This is a genomic window from Roseovarius sp., assembly GCF_965277045.1.
Lineage (GTDB): Bacteria > Pseudomonadota > Alphaproteobacteria > Rhodobacterales > Rhodobacteraceae > Roseovarius.
In genome coordinates, this window is record NZ_OZ255712.1 from 2,163,365 (window position 1) to 2,185,583 (window position 22,219).

General features: G+C 64.2%; 23 protein-coding genes and 1 riboswitch. Of the genes, 15 read left to right on the forward strand and 8 right to left on the reverse strand.

The window, feature by feature from the left end; translation table 11 throughout:
• The first annotated feature begins 1 nt into the window (after position 1).
• Genes urtC through urtE form a run of 3 tightly spaced genes read left to right on the forward strand, consistent with a single transcriptional unit; the run spans position 2 to position 2,695 of the window.
• Positions 2-1,261: an urea ABC transporter permease subunit UrtC gene (gene urtC, locus ACQY4V_RS10905; protein WP_428511589.1), complete on the forward strand. Its 1,260-nt coding sequence runs from the start codon at positions 2-4 to the stop codon at positions 1,259-1,261.
• Complete coding sequence (urtD, locus tag ACQY4V_RS10910) at positions 1,258-1,998, forward strand: urea ABC transporter ATP-binding protein UrtD (protein WP_428511591.1); 741 nt, start codon at positions 1,258-1,260, stop codon at positions 1,996-1,998. Before urtC ends, urtD begins: the two co-directional genes overlap by 4 nt.
• 1 nt (position 1,999) lies before the next feature.
• A complete protein-coding gene (urtE, locus tag ACQY4V_RS10915) occupies positions 2,000-2,695 on the forward strand; it encodes an urea ABC transporter ATP-binding subunit UrtE (protein ID WP_428517221.1) in 696 nt (231 codons plus the stop codon).
• A gap of 144 nt (positions 2,696-2,839) precedes the next feature.
• Here the strand turns inward: urtE and ACQY4V_RS10920 are convergent, their stop codons facing one another.
• The 7 genes from ACQY4V_RS10920 to ACQY4V_RS10950 form a co-directional block, all read right to left on the reverse strand.
• Positions 2,840-3,913, reverse strand: a complete 1,074-nt coding sequence (locus ACQY4V_RS10920) for a c-type cytochrome (RefSeq protein WP_428511593.1) — start codon at positions 3,911-3,913, stop codon at positions 2,840-2,842.
• On the reverse strand, positions 3,910-4,476 hold the full coding sequence (locus tag ACQY4V_RS10925; protein ID WP_428511595.1) for a cytochrome c oxidase assembly protein: 567 nt from the start codon (positions 4,474-4,476) through the stop codon (positions 3,910-3,912). Before ACQY4V_RS10925 ends, ACQY4V_RS10920 begins: the two co-directional genes overlap by 4 nt.
• On the reverse strand, positions 4,473-4,844 hold the full coding sequence (locus ACQY4V_RS10930) for a hypothetical protein (RefSeq protein ID WP_428511597.1): 372 nt from the start codon (positions 4,842-4,844) through the stop codon (positions 4,473-4,475). The genes ACQY4V_RS10925 and ACQY4V_RS10930 overlap by 4 nt, the downstream gene beginning before the upstream one ends.
• A gap of 10 nt (positions 4,845-4,854) precedes the next feature.
• Positions 4,855-7,365, reverse strand: a complete 2,511-nt coding sequence (gene ctaD / locus ACQY4V_RS10935; protein ID WP_428517223.1) for a cytochrome c oxidase subunit I — start codon at positions 7,363-7,365, stop codon at positions 4,855-4,857.
• Positions 7,366-7,460: 95 nt separating this feature from the next.
• Positions 7,461-8,435 carry a cytochrome c oxidase subunit II gene (gene coxB / locus ACQY4V_RS10940; protein ID WP_428511599.1) on the reverse strand — a complete coding sequence of 325 codons (975 nt, stop codon included), beginning with the start codon at positions 8,433-8,435 and terminating at the stop codon, positions 7,461-7,463.
• Positions 8,432-9,028 (reverse strand): exopolysaccharide biosynthesis protein, encoded by a 597-nt coding sequence (locus ACQY4V_RS10945; RefSeq protein ID WP_428511601.1) that lies wholly within the window; start codon positions 9,026-9,028, stop codon positions 8,432-8,434. The genes coxB and ACQY4V_RS10945 overlap by 4 nt, the downstream gene beginning before the upstream one ends.
• A gap of 230 nt (positions 9,029-9,258) precedes the next feature.
• Positions 9,259-10,239 (reverse strand): peptidoglycan-binding domain-containing protein, encoded by a 981-nt coding sequence (locus ACQY4V_RS10950; RefSeq protein WP_428511603.1) that lies wholly within the window; start codon positions 10,237-10,239, stop codon positions 9,259-9,261.
• Between the two features lie 222 nt (positions 10,240-10,461).
• Positions 10,462-10,562: riboswitch (TPP riboswitch) on the forward strand.
• A 97-nt stretch (positions 10,563-10,659) separates the two neighbouring features.
• Between ACQY4V_RS10950 and ACQY4V_RS10955 the strand changes: the two genes are divergently transcribed.
• The 10 genes from ACQY4V_RS10955 to ACQY4V_RS11000 all read left to right on the forward strand — a co-directional run bounded on the left by ACQY4V_RS10955 (position 10,660) and on the right by ACQY4V_RS11000 (position 19,594).
• The gene (locus tag ACQY4V_RS10955; RefSeq protein ID WP_428511605.1) at positions 10,660-11,658 is read left to right on the forward strand and encodes an FAD-dependent oxidoreductase; all 999 of its coding nucleotides are present in this window, start codon (positions 10,660-10,662) and stop codon (positions 11,656-11,658) included.
• Positions 11,642-11,839: a sulfur carrier protein ThiS gene (gene thiS / locus ACQY4V_RS10960; protein WP_152497832.1), complete on the forward strand. Its 198-nt coding sequence runs from the start codon at positions 11,642-11,644 to the stop codon at positions 11,837-11,839. Before ACQY4V_RS10955 ends, thiS begins: the two co-directional genes overlap by 17 nt.
• A gap of 3 nt (positions 11,840-11,842) precedes the next feature.
• Entirely contained in the window at positions 11,843-12,616 is a 774-nt protein-coding gene (locus ACQY4V_RS10965; RefSeq protein WP_428511608.1) for a thiazole synthase, read from the forward strand.
• A complete protein-coding gene (locus ACQY4V_RS10970; RefSeq protein WP_428511610.1) occupies positions 12,613-13,209 on the forward strand; it encodes a thiamine phosphate synthase in 597 nt (198 codons plus the stop codon). Before ACQY4V_RS10965 ends, ACQY4V_RS10970 begins: the two co-directional genes overlap by 4 nt.
• Positions 13,188-14,219 carry a ThiF family adenylyltransferase gene (locus tag ACQY4V_RS10975; protein ID WP_428511612.1) on the forward strand — a complete coding sequence of 344 codons (1,032 nt, stop codon included), beginning with the start codon at positions 13,188-13,190 and terminating at the stop codon, positions 14,217-14,219. The genes ACQY4V_RS10970 and ACQY4V_RS10975 overlap by 22 nt, the downstream gene beginning before the upstream one ends.
• 201 nt (positions 14,220-14,420) lie before the next feature.
• Positions 14,421-15,368 (forward strand): response regulator, encoded by a 948-nt coding sequence (locus ACQY4V_RS10980; protein WP_428511614.1) that lies wholly within the window; start codon positions 14,421-14,423, stop codon positions 15,366-15,368.
• Positions 15,365-15,730, forward strand: a complete 366-nt coding sequence (locus ACQY4V_RS10985) for an Hpt domain-containing protein (protein ID WP_428511616.1) — start codon at positions 15,365-15,367, stop codon at positions 15,728-15,730. The genes ACQY4V_RS10980 and ACQY4V_RS10985 overlap by 4 nt, the downstream gene beginning before the upstream one ends.
• Positions 15,731-15,865: 135 nt before the next feature.
• The gene (locus ACQY4V_RS10990; protein WP_428511618.1) at positions 15,866-17,872 is read left to right on the forward strand and encodes an ATP-binding protein; all 2,007 of its coding nucleotides are present in this window, start codon (positions 15,866-15,868) and stop codon (positions 17,870-17,872) included.
• 163 nt (positions 17,873-18,035) lie between these two features.
• Positions 18,036-19,148: an ATP-binding protein gene (locus ACQY4V_RS10995; RefSeq protein ID WP_428511620.1), complete on the forward strand. Its 1,113-nt coding sequence runs from the start codon at positions 18,036-18,038 to the stop codon at positions 19,146-19,148.
• A gap of 2 nt (positions 19,149-19,150) precedes the next feature.
• Entirely contained in the window at positions 19,151-19,594 is a 444-nt protein-coding gene (locus ACQY4V_RS11000) for a response regulator (protein WP_428511622.1), read from the forward strand.
• A 27-nt stretch (positions 19,595-19,621) separates the two neighbouring features.
• Here ACQY4V_RS11000 and ACQY4V_RS11005 read toward each other — a convergent pair whose 3' ends face one another.
• On the reverse strand, positions 19,622-20,104 hold the full coding sequence (locus tag ACQY4V_RS11005; RefSeq protein WP_152497825.1) for a MarR family winged helix-turn-helix transcriptional regulator: 483 nt from the start codon (positions 20,102-20,104) through the stop codon (positions 19,622-19,624).
• Positions 20,105-20,350: 246 nt separating this feature from the next.
• Between ACQY4V_RS11005 and ectA the strand changes: the two genes are divergently transcribed.
• Both ectA and ectB read left to right on the forward strand, forming a co-directional pair.
• Positions 20,351-20,875 (forward strand): diaminobutyrate acetyltransferase, encoded by a 525-nt coding sequence (gene ectA, locus ACQY4V_RS11010; protein WP_428511624.1) that lies wholly within the window; start codon positions 20,351-20,353, stop codon positions 20,873-20,875.
• 53 nt (positions 20,876-20,928) lie between these two features.
• A complete protein-coding gene (ectB, locus tag ACQY4V_RS11015) occupies positions 20,929-22,218 on the forward strand; it encodes a diaminobutyrate--2-oxoglutarate transaminase (protein ID WP_428511626.1) in 1,290 nt (429 codons plus the stop codon).
• The last annotated feature ends 1 nt before the right edge of the window (position 22,219 follow it).

The following is a 22,219-nucleotide window of genomic DNA, read 5'->3' on the forward strand; positions in this document are numbered from 1 at the left end:
CATGACCGACAGCACTCTCGGAACCGTCGCTCGCCAACCACTGGTTCTGCGCTTTCCCGCGATCCTGATCTTCATGGCCTGCCTCGCGCTCTTCACGCTCGGAGTCACCGTCCTGTCCGAAGGCTTCGGCATCGGCGTGATTTCCACCAGCTTCGTTAAGACGCTTGGCAAGACGCTCTGCCTCTGCCTCGTGGCGCTGGCGATGGACCTCGTCTGGGGCTATTGCGGAATCCTGTCGCTTGGGCATATGGCGTTTTTCGGGCTGGGCGGCTACGCCATCGGCATGTGGCTGATGTACGAACGCACACGCCTCATCGTGGTCGACAGCTTGTCCGCGCAAGCGCTGCCGCCAACGCCCGAACAAATCTCTGACGGTATTGCCAGCCAGATCTTCGGCGTGGTCGGCGCATCAGAGTTTCCGCCCATCTGGGCGGTCGCCCATTCGCTGCCCCTGCAACTGGCCGCAGTGGTGCTGGTACCCGGTCTTCTGGCTCTGATCTTTGGCTGGTTCGCCTTTCGCAGCCGCGTGACGGGCGTGTACCTGTCGATCCTGACCCAGGCGATGACCTTAGCCCTCGCGCTTTACCTCTTTCAGAATGACAGCGGGCTGCGCGGCAACAACGGCCTCTCGGGCCTGCAAAACCTTCCGGGCCTCGGCAATGTCCCGCAATCCGTCGTCTCGGTCTGGTTCCTCTGGGCCTCGGCGCTTGCTCTCGCCTTGGGGTTCTGGCTGGCCACTTGGGTCGTCTCGGGCAAGTTCGGCTCGGTCCTGCGCGGCATCAGGGATGACGAGGCGCGCGTGCGCTTCCTCGGCTACCCTGTGGAGTCCTACAAGCTCTTCATCTTCACGCTGTCCGCCGTGATCGCGGGCATTGCCGGCGCGCTCTATTACCCGCAGGCAGGCATCATCAACCCCGCCGAACTGGCGCCCATCGCCTCGATCTACCTCGCCGTCTGGGTCGCCATCGGCGGGCGCGGGCGGCTTTACGGAGCGGTCATCGGGGCGGCCTTCGTATCGCTTTTGTCGACGTGGTTCACAGGCGGACAGGCTCCGGATATCGTGCTGGGCAGCCGGCGTATCCAGTGGGTCGACTGGTGGACGGTCCTGCTGGGCGTCTCCTTCGTCGCGGTCACGCTTTCTGCCCCGAAAGGCATCGGCGGGATCTTCGACCTGCTGGCGGATCGCCTGACTCCCGACCGCCACGGCGCAGACCTTGGCCCCGAACAGGGTGCGTTGCGCGAAAAGGAGGCCAGCAAATGAGCCAGCTTCTGGAAGTTTCCGGCGTCTCGGTCAGCTTTGACGGCTTCAAGGCGCTCAACAACCTGTCCTTTTCCATCGGTAACAAGGAGTTGCGCGCCGTCATCGGCCCAAACGGCGCGGGCAAGACCACCTTCATGGACGTGGTCACCGGTAAGACGAAACCCGACGAAGGCCGCGTCATGTGGGGAGAGCCGCCGGTCTCGCTGCTTGGCAAATCCGAAAGCACCATCGCCATGGCGGGCGTGGGCCGCAAGTTTCAGCGCCCCACCGTGTTCGAGGATCAGACGGTCGAGGCCAATTTGATGATGGCCATGCGCAAGCCGCGCTCGCCCTTCGCCGTGCTGTTCTTCAAGCCCGGCGCCGAGGATCGCGAGCGCGTCGTCGACCTTGCCGAGACCATCGGGCTGGCGCAGGCGCTTGAGCGCAAGTCGGGTGAGTTGTCGCACGGGCAGAAACAATGGCTGGAAATCGGGATGCTTCTGGCGCAGGACCCGCAGCTTCTGCTGGTGGACGAACCGGCCGCGGGCATGACCTCCGCCGAGCGGGAAAAGACGACCGACCTGCTGCGCGAGGCCGCAGAAACGCGTGCCGTCGTGGTTGTCGAACATGACATGGAATTCGTCAGACGCCTTGGCTGCAAGGTCACGGTCCTGCACGAAGGCTCGGTGCTGGCCGAAGGCTCCATCGATCATGTGACCAAGAATGAAAACGTGATCGAGGTGTATCTTGGCCGATGACATCCTGAGCGTCGAGGGCCTGACCCTCCACTACGGCGGCAGCCAGATCCTGAACGGCATCGACATGGGCGCCCGCCTGGGCGAGGTCACCTGCATCATGGGCACCAATGGCGTCGGCAAGACCTCCCTGCTGAAAGCCCTGTCCGGCACCCATCCCCGCTCCGCCGGCGCCTACACGCTGGCAGGGGAAAGCATCGGCAAACTTGGCGCCTACGACATGGCGCGGCGCGGCGTCGGATACGTGCCCCAGGGCCGCGACATATTCCCCTTCCTGACGGTCGAGGAGAACCTCGTGACGGGTTTCGCCTGCCTGCCCCGCAACGAACGTCACCTGCGCGACGACATCTTCGACCTCTTTCCCATCCTCAAGGAGTTCATGCCAAGGCGCGGCGGCGACCTGTCCGGCGGTCAGCAACAGCAGCTTTCCATTGCCCGGGCCTTGATCACGAAACCGAAAGTCCTGCTGCTGGATGAACCGACCGAGGGCATCCAGCCCAACGTGATCCAGCAGATCGGCGAGGCGATCCGCCTGCTCAGGGATCAGGGGGAAATCGCGATCATCCTCGTCGAGCAGTATTTCAGCTTTGCCTACGACCTTGGCGACAGGTTCTACGTGATCGAGCGCGGCGCGGTGAAACTGAGCGGCGACAGAGATACCGTGACAAGCGAGGAACTCGCCAGAAGCACGGCGATCTGACAACGCGCCACGCGCCGCTCTGATTTGCACCGCGCAAGTCAAGTTGTCAGGCCACTCGGACTCGCGATGCAGACCGGCTCGAGCATCCCGAAAGCGCTGGCGCAACCACTATAGCGGTACGGGCAACCACCAGCCGAAGGAACCCTAGTCCTTCGTCTCGCTCAGCTTCGCCGGTGCCCGTTCCGCGTAATAGGCCGAGAGTGCGGCTATCTCCGCATCGGTCAGATCGCGCGCGGCCTTGAACATCAATTCCGCCGCGCGGCCGCCACCGCGATTGCCCTCGCGCCACAGTTTCAGCTGTTGTTCGAGGTAGGGCGCGTGCTGGCCGGCCAATGACGGAAAGGCCGGGTTGATCGGCGCGGGCCACGGCCCGTGGCAGGCCCGGCACGCCGGCACGCTTTGCGAGCCGCCCTCGGCAAAGGCCAGCGCCCGGCCCTGCTCGGCAAGCTGCGACGGCTCCGCCGCCCCGCCCTCGGGCGAGACGTCCGCAAAGTTCCGCGCCAGCCGCTCGACCGATCCGCCGGGACGCTGGCTCATGACCTCGTACATGATCCCGCTGTCGCGCGTGCCGTCGCGATAGGCGGCAAGACTTTGGGCAATGTACTCTTCCGACAGGATATCCAGCCGCGGCACCTGCGCGTTCAGGCTGACCCCATCCGGGCCGTGACAGACGGCACACCCGCCATCGGCGTCGTCGACCATCGCCTCCCAGGTTTCGGGCGTCATCCCCTTCTGCGCCCGCAGGAAGGCGACCAGCGGCCAGACATCGTCCGTCCGCTCGGCGGGCCAGCCGGGCATTCCGCTCATCTTGATGCCGTTATGGATGATCCAGTGCATCTCGGGCGCACTCCAGTGATCGCTCACCAGCGCCAGCGAGGGCGGCGCGGGCAGCATCTGCTGCACCGTGGCGCTGCGCGGCACGCCCGGGGCGCCGTGGCAGTCCATGCAGGCGGATTTGTAATGCCCGGCCCCCAGGGCCACCATATCGGGCGTATCGAGATTGGCCGGCACTTCGCTGTCCGGCGGCGCACGGAAGGCCACCGAGCTTTCGAAGGTGCTGTGCATCGCCCAGGTCACGCCTGGCCAGTGACCCTGCCGCGCCGAGACGTTGAAGAGGCCCAAGCCGATGATCAGAACCGCCGTCAGCAATCCGATGGCGGCGGCGGCGCCCGCCATGGCGATCACGGTTTTTCCGTGCAGGTCACGCACCCATCTCATGCCGTCTCCTCCCGTACCACGCGCGCGGCCAGCACCAGCGCCCCAACAAGGTAGATCGGCGTCCCGATCGCCAGCATCAGGATACCGCCCAGCTGCTGGCCCGAAAGGTCCGGCGTCCGACCGCAGATCTCGGCGTAAAGATCACCCGGGGCCAGAACCAGCAGCGCGCCCAGCAACGTCATGTGCATCGAGGTCAGGAACAATCCCCCTGCCCCCACCAGCGCCTGCCGCGCATGAAGCGCCCCGGACCACACCGCCAGCCCGGCGGCGAGGAAGGCCATCTGCTCCAGCACGCGCCCGCCGAAGGTCAGCTGCGCGAACCCATGCAGGTGCGGCAGGTGCCACGCCCAGACGATGGCGAACTCGGCAACCGCCGCCAGCATCACCGGCACCGCGAAACGCCGCGCCACGCCCGGCCACGCCAGCACCATCAAGGGCGCCACGCCCGCCACCAGCCCCATGTGCCGCAGCATATGCGCCGGAAACGGCCCAGCCCATGCCTCCCACGGCGGCAGGTACAGCCCGGCCAGCAGCACCAGCGCAGAGATCCCCGCCAGCCTCACAGGCAGGTCTCGATGAACAGCGCCGGCATCGCCACGAAGATCACCCCGATGGCCGACGCAATGCTCAGCAGGAACCCTGCGTGCCCGAGGAACTCGCGCCGGTCCTCGATCGTGGGCTTGTCATGCACGTAGTCCTGGTCGTCGGGGTAGTCCCACTGCACCCAGGCCTTCCACGCGATCCAACCGATCAGCGCCAACGCCACCATCGTCAACACCAGGATCGACAGCCGCGCCACCTCGGGCGTACCGATCTTGCTGCACTCCACCGCCGTGATCGCGTAGATGATCGCGAAATGCAGCGTCCAGACGGTGGGCGCGGCGATCATGTGCCACATACTCTTGTGCCGGAACGGGGTTTCCTCGGTCATCTCATCCGCCTCACATCAGCCTCGGGGCCACGCCGACCAGTAGCGTCGTGATCACCCCTGACAGGCACATGAAATGCCAGAACAGCGTCGTGTTGCGCAGATCGGCATCATAAAGCTGCGTCAGCTTGCCGAACACGCTGCCCGCCAGGCAATAAAGCAGCATCACGATCGCCAGCACGCAATGCGCCGAGGTCCAGACCGTCAGCGCGTACATCACCGCCGGAAAAGCGTGCGTCTCGGGTTGCAGCCCCGGCACCACGACCGCCAGCCACATACCCCCCAGCGCCGCAAGGGTCGCCAGCACAGCACCGACGATGCACCAGCGAGCCAGGCCCTGTCGCCCGCCCCGGTTCAGCTCTCGCGCCGCCACCATCGCGCGCCAGGCGACCACAAAGGCCAGCAGGGCCATCAGCGCCCACGTCATGTCGGGCAGCGCCGCGCCCTCGGGCGGGAAATCCGGCCGCGCCGTCCAGAAGAAGAACACGCCGAAGACGAGGCTGGCAAAGGCCGTTGCATCCCCCAGCATGGTGATGAAGACGGCCCACCACCCCGGCGCCTTGGGCCCGGTCACATAGACTGGCAGGTGCAGGCCAAGGCCAGCGTCCCGCATCGGGTCTTTCGGCACCTGCGCGGTCGACGTCCACAGCCAGTAAATCACGCAGGCCACCGCACACACGCCCGAAAACGCCGACAGCCAGTAGAACTTGAACACCGGCAGGATGAACGCGCCGCCGGTGAACGCCGCCGCCCACAGCGTGACCCAGGCCGGCCCGGTGACCTGCACCACCGCCTGCGGCACCGCATCCACCGCCGAGGTCACGATGGTCTCGCGCTTTCCCTCGGGCGCGTCGGGGATATAGAACTTTCCGTCGTCGAACCGCTCCAGGAATTTCGGCTGCTCCCACAGCGGATAGCGCGACGAGATATACGGCACCGACCGCACGCCCCACGCCTCCTCCGGCACGTCATGCGACCACTCCAGCGTACCCGCGTTCCACGGGTTCCGCTCGGTCAGCGGCTGCCTGCCCTTTGGCCGCAGCAGATCCCACGCAAAGACGAGGATGCCCGCCGCCACGATGAAGCTGCCCAATGTCGACACCATGTTCAGCACGTTCCACCCGGCAGCTTCCGGGTAGGTGACGACGCGCCGCGGCATCCCCTGCAAGCCGGTCAGGTGCATCGGCAGGAAACAGATATTGAAGCCCGAAAAAGTCAGCCAGAAGGCCCATTTGCTCAGCCGGTCCGACATCTTCTTCTTGGTGATGAACGGGTAGAAATAATAGATCCCGCCTATGATCGGAAAGACCATGCCGCCGAAAAGCGTGTAATGCAGGTGCGCCACGATGAAATAGGTGTCATGCACCTGCCAGTCGAAGGGCGCGATGGCCACCATCACGCCGGTCAGCCCGCCCGCCGTGAAAATCGCCAAGGCACCCGCGATCCACAGCATCGGCTGGCTCATCGTCACCCGGCCCACCATCAGCGTCGCGACAAAGGCGAAGATCTGCACGCCCGTGGGGATCACCACCGCCTCGGACGCCGCCGAAAAGAAGCCCAGAGATAGCGACGGCAACCCTGTGGTGAACATGTGGTGGACCCACAGGCCAAAGCTCAGGAATCCCACGCCCACCGCCGACAGCACGATCCAGGAATACCCCACCATGGGCCGCTGTGCCGCGGTAGGCACGATCATCGCTGCGATGGCGATGGACGGCAGGAAGACGATATAGACTTCCGGGTGGCCGAAGATCCAGAACAGGTGCTGCCACAATAAAGGGTCGCCGCCCCGGTCGGGATCGAAGAACGGCCAATCCATCGAGCGTTGCAGCTCGAACAGGAAGTCCCCAGCGATGAGCGGCGGAAACGCGAAAAGTATCATCACCCCCACAACCAGCACATACCACGCGTAAAGCGGCATCAGGTTGATCCGCATCCCCGGCGGACGGCACTTGATCGTGCCCACGATCAGCTCCACCGCCGCGGCAATCGACGCGACCTCGATGAACGACAGGCCCAGCAGCCAGATGTCCGGCCCGATCCCCTCCTGCTCGGTCGCAAGCGGCGGATACATGAACCAGCCCGAACTGGGCGCGACATTGAACAGGATCGACCCCAGCACGAAGATCCCACCGATCAGGAACGACCAGTAGCCATAGGCCGACAGGCGCGGAAACGGCATGTCCCGCGCCCCCAGAAAGGCGGGCAGGATCAGGATCGACACCGCCTCGAACATCGGCACGGCAAACAGGAACATCATCGCCGAGCCGTGCATGGTGAAGAACTGGTTGAAACGGTCCGCGCTCAGGAAATCGTTGTCCGGCACCGCCAGCTGGATACGCATCAACAGCGCCAGCACGCCCGCGCACAGCATGAAGAAAAACGCAGTCAGCGAGTACCACACCCCCACCTCGGTGTTGTTGACCGCCGACCAGTAACGCCAGCCTTTCGGCGTCTCCCAGGCTTTCCTAAGATCCGCCTCGCGCCTGGCTTTCACTTTCGGGTCGACGGGCGCATCCAGCATCTCCTCGGTCGGCGGATAGGAACCCTCGGGGCCTGCGTCGAAAACCTTGCCGCCATCGACGCGCCGGGCGGTGCCTTGGGGGGTGTCGGTTTCGCTCATTCCAGTCCCCCAAGATAGGCCGCCAGCGCCGACAAGTCTTCATCCGACAGGTGGTCATAGCCCGGCATCTCGACCCCGGGCTTGAACTCTGCCGGGTCGCGTACCCAGTCGCGCAGCGCGTCCTCGGTCATCGGCAGGATGCCCGCCGCCAGCGATACCCGCGAGGCCAGATGCGTCAGGTCCGGGCCGACCTGACCCTCGGCCTCGGTGCCGCGCACGGCGTGACAACCGCCACAGCCTTCGGACAGAAACAGCTCTGCCCCGCGCCGTGCCTCGGCGCTGGCCGGTGCCACCGCCGGTGCCGCCTCGCGCTCCAGCCACGCCTCGAACGCCTCGGGCTGCATCACAACCGCGCCGAAGGCCATGTAGGCATGGCTTTCGCCGCAGAACTCGGTGCACTGCCCGCGATACTCGCCCGGCGTGGTCGGCTCCAGCGACATCCGCGTCTCGCGCCCAGGGATCATGTCGGTCTTGCCGCCCAGCGCGGGGATCCAGAACGAATGGATCACCCGCTCGGCGTTCAGCGTGATCTCGCTGCGCTGACCTGTGGGCAGCCGCACCTCGTTAGCCGCCATTACCGGCACCTCCGCGCCCTCGGGCCAATAGGCCACCCGCCACCAGAACTGGTGACCCGTGACCTCCACGCGCAATCCCTCGCCCTCGTCCCTCTGCCTGGGCATCTCGTTCAGCGCATAGGCCAGCAAGATCGACAGCAGGATCACAGGCACCACCACACCGCCGCCGATAATCAGCGCCTCGGCCGCACGCGCATTCAGCGGGCGCGGCGCAATCTTGGTCACGAAATAGATCAGCCCGTTCAAGGCGACCCACAGCACCACCGCCCCGCCCAGCATCACCCAGAACAGGGTCGCCAGCACTTCGGCATCGCGCCCCGCCGGATCCAGCACCGATTGCGGTCCGGTGCACGCGCCCAGCCCGATGACCGAGGCCGCAATCGCCAGTCGCCTCACAACAGGAACCGCGCGATCAACACCCCGCCGATCACGTAAGGCAGAAGCGCCAGCAGAAATACCACGCCGTCCCTTGTCAACATGGCCATGACCAGCAGGCAGACACCTGTGGCCGCGACAGACCCCGAGAACGGAATGAACTCCAGAAACGGCATGGCCAGCCCGGTCATCAGGCAGATCAACTGCGGCACCCAGGTCATCGGGCGATGGAAAAGGAAGGATAGGCGCTGTCCGGTATGGCGCTCTATCCATTGCATGATCGGCAGGATCTGCCGCATGGCGTGGTCCAGCTTGGCACCGTCAAACGTCTTTTTCTTCAACTTTTCGGGCAAATAGAACTCTTTCAGGCCCAGGATCATCTCGGCGGAAAAAAGCGCGATCAACAGCCCGCACACCATCGACACGCCGGGAATGCCCGACAGCGGCGTGGCTGCGATCAGGGCCGGCACGAAGATCAGTGGCAGGATGCCCGCCTGCCCTGCGGCACCGACAATCTCATCGATGGTAACCTCGGGTTGATCGGCCAGCGACCTGATCCGCGAAATCACGTCCGTCAGCGGATGCGTCGTGGGGGCTTCGGCATCGCGGCTCATGGCGTCACGCCCTGCGGTCCGCGGGCACGCGAAAGATGACACGCCGGCGCCCATGCGCCGTGCCCACGCCGTTCACTCATCCTTCTAGAAATCTGTCCCAGACCCATTGCCCGACTTTCCGTTCCGACGAAAGAACGCCGCAACTGCGCTCAAGTTCCCGGCATGGCTGAATAATTGCCGATCGTCCGGACCCCGCGCAAAGCCGAGTGTGCAGGCCGGCGCCCGGCGCGTCAGCGCCAGACGAACCTGCAGTCGTAAAGCACGCCGAACACACCGCGTTTGCAGACGCGCACCCTCTTGGCCTTGCGTTTTGGCTTGGGCTTGGGCTCGGTCCGCTGAAACGCCTCGTATTCGGCCTGGCTTTCTTCCCGCAGCGCGGCCAGCTGCACGTCGTTGAAATAGCCGCTGACGGGAAAGCCGCGCGCCTCCTGCCACGTGGAAATCGCGGTGCGCGTGTTCGGCCCGAACACCCCGTCCGCGCCGCCCGGATCGTACTCGACCAAGCGCAGGCGATTCTGGATCTCGCGTCGCTCGTCGCGCGACAGATCCAGTGCGGCCTCGATATCCTCGGTGGCCGACGCCGTCTGATCCACGCGCGCCGTGCCAAGCACAGGCGGCGTCTCGGGCGGGCCTGCCGTGTCGAGAACAGCAATCGACGTGACCGCGGCCTGGGTGAACGTCGCCGCGTACGTGGTCTCGACCCCGCTGACGGAATAGGGCGCGCACTCTTCCAGCGCGACAACGGCATCCAGAAACAGTCGCCGCTGGACGGCCGATTGCGACTCCGCGCCGACATGCTCGGGGATCCCCAGCAGCAGCCCCGCGCTGTCCAGCACGAACTGCAACCGCACCTCTTCGTCGCTGGCCGCATCGGACGTGCCGGCATAGCAGGCCGCCACCTGCTCCACCAGGGACGGTGTCGCTTCGGCCACCTCCGTCTCGGCCGCATCGGCCGTTCCGGGATCCTCGGCGGCGGCGGGTTCCGTCACCGCAGGCGCATCGCGGTCTGTCTCTGCGCCCATGACGTCGATCCCGGCGCCCTCTTGCGACTCCCTGGGCGAATCCAGCGGGCTGACAGTGGTTGCAGGCGGTTCCGGCAACGGCTCGGCCGTTTCCGTCTGCGCCAGCACAGCACCGCCTCCCAGCACCACGACAAAGGCCGAGGCGACAAAACCCTTCCAGGGCAGAAACGAGGTACGCGATCCGAACACCGGAAATCCCTTCCATTACGTCTGGAAAAGAATAACGCCTGCCGCCGCCGAAAGGTCAAGCCGGACGGCAAAATTCGGCCACCGGGCCTGCCCGTTGCGCAGCACGTTGCGGAACCCGGCGCCGCAATCGTCCAGTTTCGCATGTTGCAGAATGAGACAACGTCACGTATCCATGACCCACGAAGCTGCACCGGGGCGCATCGTTCCGGTCCGCAGGCCACATATCATCCGTCGGGGGGCCCGCCAGGGCTGAGAGGTGCGTACACCGACCCGTCGAACCTGATCCGGGCAATACCGGCGTAGGGAACGGGTAGAACGTGCACCGACAGCACTTATCTCCGTTCCGCGTTGGCACGCCCCAAGCAAAGAGGCGCGCCGAATGACCCTCACGCCATCCATCTGCCGGCCAGGCGCATCGGTATGACATCCGTTGTCGTCATAGGCGCCGGCGTCGCCGGTCTTTGTGTCGCCCGCACCCTGCTGGACCGTGGGGCCGAGGTGACCCTGGTCGATCGGCACGGCGCGCCGGGTCCGCATGCCTGCTCCTGGTGGGCCGGCGGAATGCTGGCGCCCCATTGCGAAGGCGAAAGCGCCGAAGAGGCCGTGGTGCGGCTGGGCTGCGAGGCCGCCGACTGGTGGGAGGCACAAACCGGCGCCATTGTCCGGCGGCGCGGCTCTCTTGTCGTGTCGCCCGGGCGCGACAAGGCCGATCTTGCCCGCTTTGCCCGCCTGACGAGCGGCCACCGCGCCGTCACCGGCCCCGAGATCTCGCAGCTCGAGCCCGACCTCGGCACCCGTTTCACGCGGGGCCTCTTTTTCGACACCGAGGCGCATCTTTCTCCCCGCGCCGCCCTCGCCGCGCTGCGCGACAGCCTTGCCGCCGATGGCGCGAAGCTCATTCAGGAAGAGGCCGACCCCGAAGCCCATGCGCGGAACGGCCTTACCATCGACTGCCGCGGCTTTGCGGCGCGCGACCGGCTTGCCGACCTGCGCGGCGTCAAGGGCGAGATGATGATCCTCTCGTGCCCGGACGTGTCACTGACACGCCCCGTCCGCGTGCTGCACCCCCGCGTGCCGATCTATGCCGTGCCCCGGGGTGACGGCCTCTACATGCTGGGGGCCACGATGGTCGAGGGCCACGCGGGCCGGCACGTCACCGCCCGTGCGATGCTGGAACTGCTGGGCACGGCCTATGCGCTCAACCCCGCCTTCGGCGAAGCCGAGGTGGTCGAGATCGGTGTCGACAGCCGCCCCGCCTTTCCCGACAACCTGCCCCGAATCCGCCGCGAGGGGAACCTGATCCGGGCCAACGGACTCTACCGGCACGGCTTCCTTCTGGCGCCGGCCCTCGCGCGCATGGTCGCGGACCTGATCCTTCACGACAAGACACCGGAGGTTTCCGATGAGATTGCAGCTTAACGGCACGCCAGTGCACGCCGAGGCCGCCACCCTGGCCGATCTGCTGGACGCCCACGGCTATGGCGACGCCAAGGTGGCGACAGCGGTGAACGGCACGTTCGTGCCCGCCTCCCTGCGCGGCGATCACGCTCTGGCGGACGGCGACAGCATCGAGGTTCTGGCCCCGATGCAGGGCGGCTGAGCGATGCGCGACTTCTACGGCACCACGCTGGCCAACGGCTTCATGCTGGGCACCGCGCAATATCCGTCGCCCGCCATACTGGCCGAGGCATTCCGGCGCAGCGGCGCCAGCGTCGCCACCGTGTCGCTGCGCCGCGAAAGCGGGCAGGACCGCGCCGGACAGGATTTCTGGAACCTGATCCGCGACCTGGGCGTGCATATCCTGCCCAACACTGCCGGATGCCACAGCGTGAAAGAGGCCGTGACAACCGCCCACATGGCGCGCGAGGTCTTCGACACGCCCTGGATCAAGCTCGAGGTCATCGGCGAGGAAGACACCCTGCAACCCGATGTCTTCGGCTTGGTCGAGGCCGCCCGCATCCTGACCGAAGACGGCTTTCAGGTCTTTCCCTACGCCACCGAGGATCTCGTCGTGGCAGACCGTCTGCTCAACGCGGGCTGCGAGGTGCTGATGCCCTGGGGCGCGCCCATCGGATCGGGGCTCGGCCTGAACAACATCTTCGGCCTGCGCGCGCTCCGGGCGCATTTCCCGGACGTGCCGCTGGTGATCGACGCCGGGCTGGGTCTGCCCTCGCAAGCCACGGCGGCGATGGAACTGGGCTACGACGCGATCCTTCTCAACACCGCCGTGGCCAAGGCGGCCGATCCGGCGGCCATGGCCGAAGCCTTCGCCCTCGCCCTCAAGGCCGGAAAACTGGCGCAGTCCGCCGACCCGATGGAGCCGCGCGACATGGCCGCCCCCTCCACCCCGGTTCTTGGCAAGGCGTTTCTTGAATGAGACTGGACCGCTTCTACCCCATCTTCGACAACGCCGACTGGATCGAGCGGCTGGTCCCGCTTGGCATCAAGCTGGTGCAGCTGCGCGTGAAGGATGCGGCAACTGACACCCTGCGCGACCATATCCTGCGGTCCAGGGCCGTGTGCGAGCGCCACGCCTGCACCCTTGTCGTCAACGACCACTGGCAAGAGGCGATCAACACCGGCTGCAGCTACATCCACCTCGGCCAGGAAGACCTTGATACAGCTGACATATCCGCCATCCGCGATGCCGGCCTGCGCTTCGGCGTAAGTACCCATGACAGGGCCGAACTCAAGCGCGCCCTTGCGCTCGATCCCGATTACATCGCCTTGGGTCCGATCTATCCCACCATCCTGAAAAAGATGAAATGGCACGAACAGGGCCTCGACCGTCTGACGCAATGGCGCGGCCTGGTCGGCGACCTGCCCCTGATCGCCATCGGCGGCCTGTCGGTGGAGCGCGCGCCCGGCGCTTTCGAGGCAGGCGCGGACGTGGTGGCCGCGGTCACCGACATCACCCTTAACGACAGCCCCGAGGACCGCGTCCGCGCATGGCTGGCGGCAACCCGATGACCCGCTATGTCCGCCAGACCTGCCTGCCGGGCATGGGCGAGGCCGGACAGGTCGCGCTGAAGGCGGCGCATGTGCTTGTGGTCGGAGCCGGCGGATTGGGCGCCCCGGCGCTGCAATACCTGGTGGGCGCGGGCATCGGACGGCTGACCCTGGTGGATGGCGATACGGTTTCTCTGGGCAACCTGCATCGCCAGACACTCTTTCGCGAAGACGACATCGGCAGGCCCAAGGTCGAGGCCGCGCAGGACACGTTGCGCCGCCTCAACACCGACTGCCGCATTGTCCCCCTTGCCTGCCCGCTTGATCCCGCAAACGCGCCCGACCTCGTGGCGCAGGCCAGCCTGGTGCTCGATTGCGCCGACAGTTTTGCGGTCAGCTACATCCTCTCCGACACGTGCCTTGCCGCCGGCGTGCCCCTTGTCAGCGCCTCGGTGCTGGGTGTTTCGGGCTATGTCGGCGGCTTCTGCGGCACCGCGCCCTCGCTGCGCGCCGTGTTTCCCGATCTTCCCGACCGCGCCGCCACCTGCGCCACGGCGGGCGTGATGGGGCCGGTGGTGGGCATGATCGGCGCGGCGCAGGCCCAGATGGCGCTGGCCTGCCTCACCGGGCAGACGCCGTCCCCGCTGGGCCAGGTGCTCACTGTCGACATGCAGGCGTTTCGCAGCAGCAGCTTCCGCTTCGACACGGCCCCCGAGCCTGCGGAAGGCCTGCATTTCATCGCGACCGACCAGCTCAAGCACACCGATGTCGTCGTGGACCTTCGCGGCACCGAGGAAGCGCCGAACCCTGTCTCCCCCCGTGCACAGCGGCGCAGCGTCTCGGACGTCATCGCGGGCCGGCTCCAGCCCCCCGCGACCGGACAGCGCGCGGTTTTTGCCTGTCGCTCCGGCCTGCGAGCCTGGCAAGCCGCCAGGCATCTGCAACGCCACTGGGACGGCGATATCGCTCTTGTCGCCACCGGCGACGCACCCGGCGCGAGCGCCCTGCCTGAGCAGACGGATCCGGGCTGAACCGCCGGTACCGAACACCCACAGATTGCAGCACTGGTGCGTTGCATAGCGGCCCGTCGCGCCCCACCGAGAACGCCAACACCACCCTGGCGCGATTAATCTTTGAAAAATCTCTTTATTTCAACGTTGCGCCACAATAATGCCCGAATTGGGCGAGAACAATCAGGGAGCGAACAGAATAATAGGCTGGAAAGAGAAACAATGCGGATCCTTGCGATTGATGACGAGCCGATCTTCTGCGACTTGCTCAGAACGCGGCTTGAACAGCTGGGCTACAGGGACGTCGAAACCGCCTTTACCGGGCCGGAGGCCCTGCAGATCGCTGCCGCCAAGACCAAGCCCGTGGAGTGCTTCATCGTCGACATCCGCATGATGCCGATGGACGGGATCGAACTGGTTCGGAAGCTGCGGGCAATTCCGCACCACCAGGCGACACCCATCGTGATGCTCTCCGCGCTGACCGACAAGGCGTCCATCGACGCCGCCTTCATGGCGGGTGCCAACGACTACATCACCAAGCCGCTCGAAATGGTCGAACTGAAGATCCGCCTGGAAATGGCCCGCAACATTCTTGCCGAGCGCGCCCAAGCGCGGTTGCTGCACGAACATGTGCTCAAGCAGGAAGCCATCCTGTTCCCCACCGCCGCGTTCGACGGCGAGATCATTCTCGACGACGTCGAAGGTGCCGTCAGCTTGGTGTCGATGGAGAACTTTCTTCTCAAGCAGGGCAACCTGCGCCTGCGCCAGACCTCCGCCATCTGCGTCAACCTGCCCATGGCGGAAACCTATTTCAAGATGATGGACTCCACCTACTACGCGGTCCTGATCGGCGACATGGCACAGGCCGTATCGCGGGCGCTTTCGGCGTTTCCGCACATGCTGACCTGCCCGGGCAGCGGCGATATCGTCGCCCTTCTGCTCGACCAGCCCAATGTCGATTGCGCGCGCATCGAGGAAAACCTCACCCAAGAGCTCGAGGCTTTGCGCCTGCGCTATGACGCCATCGACATGACGCTTCCGCGGGTGACGGTCGGTACGCCCGTCCGCACCGGGTTGTTTCGCATGCAATGCCCGACCAGCCTGATCGACCGCGCCCGTCGCGCGACCGGAAAAGTCGAGGATCATCACCCGATGCAGGCCATCGCATGAACGCCTCCGCCAACCGGCACCCCGCCGATCCCGCACGCACCGCGATCAGTCGCGCACTGGACGACATGCGCGTTCAGTTCTGCGCCGGGCTCGACGCACGGATCTGCCGGATCGAAGCCGCCCGGATCGCGCTGGACGCCGACCCGGCCGCAGCGCTCGAAACCGTCGGCTTCGAGGCGCACCGCATATGCGGCGTTGCCGGAAGCCTTGGACTTCACGACCTGTCGACGCAGGCGCGCGCGCTGGAAGAGCACGTCACCACGGCCGCGGGACAGGACTTGTCACAATCTGAACGGACCGGACTGAACGAACGGATCGAATTGTTTCTCGATCTTATGGAGCATCACCTGACGGAGAGCTGATTGGTCTGCGCGGTCAAGAGGGGCAAACCCCGGGTACGCACAGATCCCCCAACCACCGAAGAAGGGGCATTTGGTGTGGATGAACGAGTAAAAAGACTTTGGAACTTTTGCCGATATCGCGAAAGTTGGATATCGGTGTCACTCACGATCGTGCTCGTTCTGGCGTTGACCGCGCTTGCGGCCAGCAAGATCAATGCGCACCTTCTCAACCTTGCGCGACAAGCCGCGCATGATGAAGCGCATGATGACGCAGATGCAATCGCAACTGCATTGCAACGCGAACTGACCAAGGTCGATGTCATCACTCGCGCTATTCGCCACGCGATCGAACAATCCCCCGATGTCACGCAGGAAAGCTTCGGCGCCCTGGTTGCGCCCCTGATTGCGCGGACGCCTGCGATCCTCTTGGTCGGACGGTCGCGCGGCTATATCGTGGAACAGATCTATCCGGTCGCCGGCAATGAAAAGGCCATCGGTCTGGATTACCGCCTCGTGCCGCAGCAGTTGATCGGCGTCGACAAGGCTTTGCAGTTCGGCGAGACGTCGTTGCAGGGTCCCGTGGATCTCGTTCAGGGTGGACAGGCCTTCGTCCAGCGCATGCCGTACTACGCTTCGAACGACAGCGACATGTCCCGCATTGCCACCGGTATCGTGTCGATCGTCATCGACCGCGACCGCCTGCTGACCGAGATTTCCCAGAGCCACGGTTTCATGCTGTATGACATCGCGATCCGCAGCCTGGGCGATGACCAGCACCCGATAAATATGCTCTACGGTTCGCAAGAGACTTTCGCCAACAGGCCCGTCCTGCGCCACGTCATTGCCGACGGCAGCACCTGGCAGATTGGCCTTGTCCCCACCGCTGGCTGGCCCACCGGGAGCGGGATGAAGAACCTGGTATGGGCGCTCAGCTTTCTCGCCATCGGTTTCCTGGGCGCCATGATCCTGGCACTATGGACCATGTACCGATCCAAGCGTGCCGCCGAAGGCCAGCTGCGCTCGGCAATCAATTCCATCGAAGACGGGTTCGCCTTGTATGATTCACGCGACCGCCTTGTCTTTGCCAACGAGAAATACCTGTCCTACTACGAACTGTCGCGCGACGCGATCGTCCCCGGCAACACCTTCGAGGACATCCTGCGCGAGGGGCTCAAGAACGGCCAGTACACCGATGCCCTCGGTCGCGAAGAGGAATGGCTCGAGGAACGTCTCGCCAAACACGCAAATCCGACCGCGCCGATCGAGCAGAAGCTGGGCGACGGACGCTGGTTGAAGGTGGCCGAAACCCGCTCGCCCGACGGCAACACGGTCGGGTTCCGCGTCGATATCACCGAACTCAAGCAGGCCCGCGAAAAGGCCGAGGCGGCGAACCAGGCGAAAAACAACTTCCTCAACATCATCAGTCACGAACTGCGCACGCCCCTGACCTCGGTCATCGGCTATGCCCGGTTCCTCGAAAACGTGGATGTCCTGCCGGGCTACAAAGCCCTCGACAGCAAACTGCGCGACGATGCGTCCGACGCGGAACGTCTGAAGGCGCTCAAGGACCTGCGCGAAGAGGTGGTTGGCATGTCCGGCCGCATCACCACGTCCAGCGATCACCTGCTGGCGCTGATCAACGACGTGCTCGACCGCGCCAAGCTCGAGGCCGAAACGGTCGAGCTTGAATTCGAAACGCTGAACATAAAGGAGGTGGTCGGCACCGTGACCTCCAGCCTTGGAATCAAGGCCGCCGAGAAGGGAATCGCGCTGACCTCCGACATTGCTTCCCTGCCCATCACCGCCGATCCTAAGCGCCTGCGCCAGGCGCTGATCAACGTCGTGGGGAACGCCATCAAGTTCACCCAGACCGGCGAAGTCCACATCTCATCCGACCATGACGAGACGCATCTGCGCATCCACGTGCGCGACACCGGATGCGGCATCCCGGCAGACCAGCTGGACCAGATATTCCACCATTTCGTGCAGGTCGACACCTCCGTCACCCGGCGCAATTCCGGCGCCGGACTGGGCCTCGCGATCACCCGCGAACTGATCGAACTTCACGGCGGTTCCGTCACGGTCGAAAGCGAAATCGGTCACGGCAGCACTTTCAGCATCACTTTACCCATCAAATCGAAAGCCCTGGAGATCGCGGCCTGAGTTTTGCGACATGAGGATATCATTATGACATTGCCTAAAGTTTTCCACGTTCCGGCCCAATCGGCACCATGGCGTTCAGTTACATTGGTTCTGTCGACATCAAGCGCGACTCGAAAGGGCTTCTATGCAACAGACGTCTAAACCGCAAAGGCATGCAAACACCGTGCACCCCGGGCACGACAGGTCGCCCACCGAGCTCGCATTTCTTGAAACCATTCTCGAGTCGCTCCACGACGGGGTCTATGTCTACACCAGCGATTCCCTGCGCATCCGCTACATGAACGCGGCCGCCCTAGACCGGCACGGCTGGACCAGGGAAGAGGCCCGCGAGAAAACCATCAGCGACACCGCAGCCACCTTCAACGAAAAAGCCTTCTTTCGCGCCGCGGTTCCCCTTCTCAATGGCGAGCGCGACTCGATCACCCTGGAACTGACGCATTTTACCGGCCCTATCGAGGTCTCCACGCGCCTGATCCGCACCGCCGACGAGGGGGATGTGTTCGTGTCCGTCCTGCGCGACATCACGGGTCGCAAGAGCCTGGAGCTTGAAAAGGTGCAGACCGTATCGACCGTCAGCCACGAGTTGCGCACACCGCTCACGTCCATCCACGGGGCGCTGCGTCTGCTCAAGGCCGGCGTCGTCGCCGATCTCGACGACAAGACGCAAAGCGTGGTCGACATCGCCGTGCGCAACACCGATCGCCTGCTCTCGATCGTCAACGATATCCTCGACCTCGAGAAGATCAACAGCGACAAGATGGATTTCTCGATCGCCGAGATGGACCTTATAGAATGCCTCAATGACACCGTGGAACTGGTGTCCGGCACCGCCTTCGAACATGACATCGAGCTCGAGATCTCGAGCGACCTGCGCGGCGCTATGGTCATGGGCAACCCCGACCGCATTGCGCAGGTCATTACCAACTTCGCCTCCAACGCCATCAAGTACTCACCTTCCGGCGCGACCGTGCGATTCGCCATTGCGCAAGAGGACGGCGGCATCGTCGTATCCGTCTCCGACGAAGGCCCAGGCATCACCCAGGATCAGACTCGAATGCTGTTCAAACCCTTCTCGCAGGCCCGCGCCAGCGACGGCACGAAACGGCCCGGAACCGGGCTGGGGCTCGCCATCGTCGACGCCATCCTCAAGCGTCTCGACTACCCTGTCTCGTTCACGTCCGAAGTGGGCCAGGGCAGCACCTTCCAGTTCCGCATCCCCGCGCATCTGGTACTCTGGACCGATCCGATTGAAACACGCGGGGTTGCGAGAGCATGAACATGACAACTATCGTGAAATTTCCTGCCATAGAGTCCGAGGAAATGAGCGTAATGAGTAAACCTCTTGAAACGATCCTGCACGTCGACGACGACGCCGATATCCGCGTCATCATCAAGATGTCTCTGGAAACAGTCGGTTCGTTCAACGTTCATCAATTTGCATCGGGGCAGGAGGCCGTCGAGGCGGCCGCATCCGTGCAACCGCAAATGCTGCTTCTTGACATGATGATGCCCGACATGTCCGGCGAGGAAGTCTGGAAACTGATCACCGAGCAGTCCGGGCTGGCGACTGTCCCGACAGTGTTTCTGACCGCCAAGGCGGAAGATTCCTTTTCGCAGGAATTGCGCCGGAAAGGGGCTGCCGCGGTCATCACCAAGCCGGTGGACCCGATGCTGCTCGCTTCGCAGATCAAAGATATCTGGCACAAAGCCAGCCAGTCCTGAGGCCCTCGACGGCCTCAGAGCGCGCCATCAGGCGTCAGACAGATTTTTGAAATCGCCCGAGTCGAGGACCGGCGCGGCATCTATCTCGTCGGCATCCAGCATGGCCGCCACACGCTCCAGGCTCGACACCAGCATCGCCTGTTCCCAGTCCTCCATGACCGAGAACTTGCGCACGAATCGCTGTTGCAGCGGGTCCGGGGCCCTGGCCAAGGTCTCCCTGCCCTTCGTGGTCAGATGGATGTTGGTCTGGCGCCGGTCGCGTGTCGACTTCTCGCGCAGAACCATGCCTTCGCCGACAAGCTTATCGACCAGGGACGTGACCGTGGCTTGGGTGACGCGCATCCGCGATGAAATCGCCGTCGCGGTCGCCTGCCCGGTTTCGCCGATGATCTGCAAAACACGAAACTGCGCCGGGGTCACGCCGGCAGATTCCTTCACTTCGCGGCCGAAACGGTCGGTCGCGCGGAGAATGCGTCTGAGTGCGACTAATGAGGTATCGATGCGGTCCATTCCTACCTTTTGCGTTTCGTTTGGATAGCTAAACATATATCCGAAAAACCCTTTTGTGAAGCCCTATGTAGTTAGACGGCCTAATAACGGCCCTCCGGGCGCGCCAAAGTAAATTTGACCCAAACCCCTTAAAATCAAGGTTAATTCGGCCATTCCGACCACCTTTACAAAAATTATGCTTAGCCTCTTGAAGTACCCCCACCCCAGTGCTACTTTGTTTGCCAAAGCAAATCGGAGAACCAAACCATGCCCCGCGACCTTGCAAAAGAAACGATCCCGACCCTGCGCTGCCCCGAGCCGACCGACGGCTCGGAGATCTGGGAACTCGTCCGTGAGTGCAAGCCGCTCGACGAGAACTCGATGTACTGCAACCTGATCCAGTGCGATCACTTCGCAGACACATGCGTGCTGGCCGAGATCGAAGGTCAGCCGGTCGGTTGGGTGTCGGCCTACGTGATGCCAAGCGATCCCGAGACCCTGTTCGTCTGGCAGGTCGCCGTGTCCGAAACGGCACGTGGCATGGGCTTGGGGTCCGTGATGCTGAAAGAAGCGCTGGAGCGTGAAGCCTGCGAAGGCGTGACGCGCATCCAGACGACGATCACCTCGGATAACGACGCCTCCTGGGCGCTCTTCCGTAAATTCACCGACGAGTTCGGAACCAAACTCGACGCTCAGGCGTACTATGAAAAGGACGAGCACTTTAACGGTCAAAGCAAGACTGAAAACCTCGTAACCATTACGCTCGCCGAAGAGTTTGCAAAAGCGGCCTGAACCAGGGCCGCACCCTTTTCCCCTCACATTCAATTCCTGAAAGAGAGGTCGTAATGTCTACGCATACCTCACCGAAAGCTGTGTTCGAACGCCGCGAATCCGAAGCCCGCAGCTACTGCCGCGGGTTCGACACGGTCTTCACCTCCGCATCCGGCGCCGAAATGACCGATGTGGACGGTCGCACCTATATCGACTTCCTGGCCGGCTGTTCCTCGCTGAACTACGGCCATAACGATCCCGACATGAAGGCGGCCCTGCTCGAGCACATCTCGAATGACGGCATCGCCCACGGGCTCGACATGATGTCCGACACCAAGGCGCAGTTCCTGGAGACGTTCGAGAAGCTGATCCTCGAGCCGCGTGGCATGGATCACAAGATCATGATGACCGGACCGACCGGCACCAACGCCGTCGAATCCGCGCTGAAGCTTGCCCGCAAGGTCACAGGCCGGCGCGACATCATCGCCTTCACCAACGGATTCCACGGCATGACCATGGGCGCCCTGGCTGCGACCGGCAATGCCGGGAAACGCGGTGGCGCGGGGGGTGTGTCGCTTCCCGACGTGAACCGGATGCCCTACGAAGGCGCGTTCGGCGACGACGTCGATACGATCGCCCAGATGGAAATGATGCTCGACAACCCCTCGTCCGGTGTCGAAGCTCCCGCCGCGTTCCTCGTGGAACTGGTGCAGGGCGAAGGCGGGCTCAACGCCGCGTCCAAGGAATGGGTCGAACGCCTGGGTCGCCTGGCCAAGAAACACGGCACCCTGCTGATCGTCGACGACATCCAAGCGGGCATCGGCCGCGCCGGCAGCTTCTTCAGCTTCGACGACATGGATGTCGAACCCGATATGATCCCGCTGGCGAAATCGCTGTCCGGCCTCGGCCTGCCCTTCGCCGCGCTGCTGATCCGTCGCGACCTCGACATCTGGAAACCGGCCGAGCACAACGGCACGTTCCGCGGCAACACGCACGCCTTTGTCACCGCCCGTGTCGCGCTCGAGAAGTTCTGGTCGGACGACACGTTCAAGAACGAGATCGCCGAGAAGGCAAAGATCCTCGAGACCCGCCTGCAACGCATCGCCGACATGGTGCCGGGCGCCAGGCTCAAGGGCCGGGGCATGATGCGCGGCGTCGATGTGGGCTCGGGCGAGCTGGCCGAACAGATCTGCGGCGAAGCGTTCCGCAACGGCCTGATCATCGAGACCTCCGGCAGCTTCGACGAGGTGGTCAAGGTGCTCGCACCGCTCACCATCCCGGTCGAGCTGTTCGAAAAGGGCCTCGACATCTTGGAAAAAGCCGCCTCGACCTGCGTCGAAGGCCACAATATCGCTGCGGAGTAAC

Coding starts and splice junctions, on each gene's coding strand:
- urtC (WP_428511589.1), top strand. CDS start 2: ATGACCGACAGCACTCTCGGAACCGTCGCTCGCCAACCACTGGTTCTG.
- urtD (WP_428511591.1), top strand. CDS start 1,258: ATGAGCCAGCTTCTGGAAGTTTCCGGCGTCTCGGTCAGCTTTGACGGC.
- ACQY4V_RS10920 (WP_428511593.1), bottom strand. CDS start 3,913: ATGAGATGGGTGCGTGACCTGCACGGAAAAACCGTGATCGCCATGGCG.
- ACQY4V_RS10930 (WP_428511597.1), bottom strand. CDS start 4,844: ATGACCGAGGAAACCCCGTTCCGGCACAAGAGTATGTGGCACATGATC.
- ctaD (WP_428517223.1), bottom strand. CDS start 7,365: ATGCTGGATGCGCCCGTCGACCCGAAAGTGAAAGCCAGGCGCGAGGCG.
- ACQY4V_RS10945 (WP_428511601.1), bottom strand. CDS start 9,028: ATGAGCCGCGATGCCGAAGCCCCCACGACGCATCCGCTGACGGACGTG.
- ACQY4V_RS10955 (WP_428511605.1), top strand. CDS start 10,660: ATGACATCCGTTGTCGTCATAGGCGCCGGCGTCGCCGGTCTTTGTGTC.
- thiS (WP_152497832.1), top strand. CDS start 11,642: ATGAGATTGCAGCTTAACGGCACGCCAGTGCACGCCGAGGCCGCCACC.
- ACQY4V_RS10965 (WP_428511608.1), top strand. CDS start 11,843: ATGCGCGACTTCTACGGCACCACGCTGGCCAACGGCTTCATGCTGGGC.
- ACQY4V_RS10970 (WP_428511610.1), top strand. CDS start 12,613: ATGAGACTGGACCGCTTCTACCCCATCTTCGACAACGCCGACTGGATC.
- ACQY4V_RS10975 (WP_428511612.1), top strand. CDS start 13,188: ATGGCTGGCGGCAACCCGATGACCCGCTATGTCCGCCAGACCTGCCTG.
- ACQY4V_RS10980 (WP_428511614.1), top strand. CDS start 14,421: ATGCGGATCCTTGCGATTGATGACGAGCCGATCTTCTGCGACTTGCTC.
- ACQY4V_RS10985 (WP_428511616.1), top strand. CDS start 15,365: ATGAACGCCTCCGCCAACCGGCACCCCGCCGATCCCGCACGCACCGCG.
- ACQY4V_RS11000 (WP_428511622.1), top strand. CDS start 19,151: ATGACAACTATCGTGAAATTTCCTGCCATAGAGTCCGAGGAAATGAGC.
- ACQY4V_RS11005 (WP_152497825.1), bottom strand. CDS start 20,104: ATGGACCGCATCGATACCTCATTAGTCGCACTCAGACGCATTCTCCGC.
- ectA (WP_428511624.1), top strand. CDS start 20,351: ATGCCCCGCGACCTTGCAAAAGAAACGATCCCGACCCTGCGCTGCCCC.
- ectB (WP_428511626.1), top strand. CDS start 20,929: ATGTCTACGCATACCTCACCGAAAGCTGTGTTCGAACGCCGCGAATCC.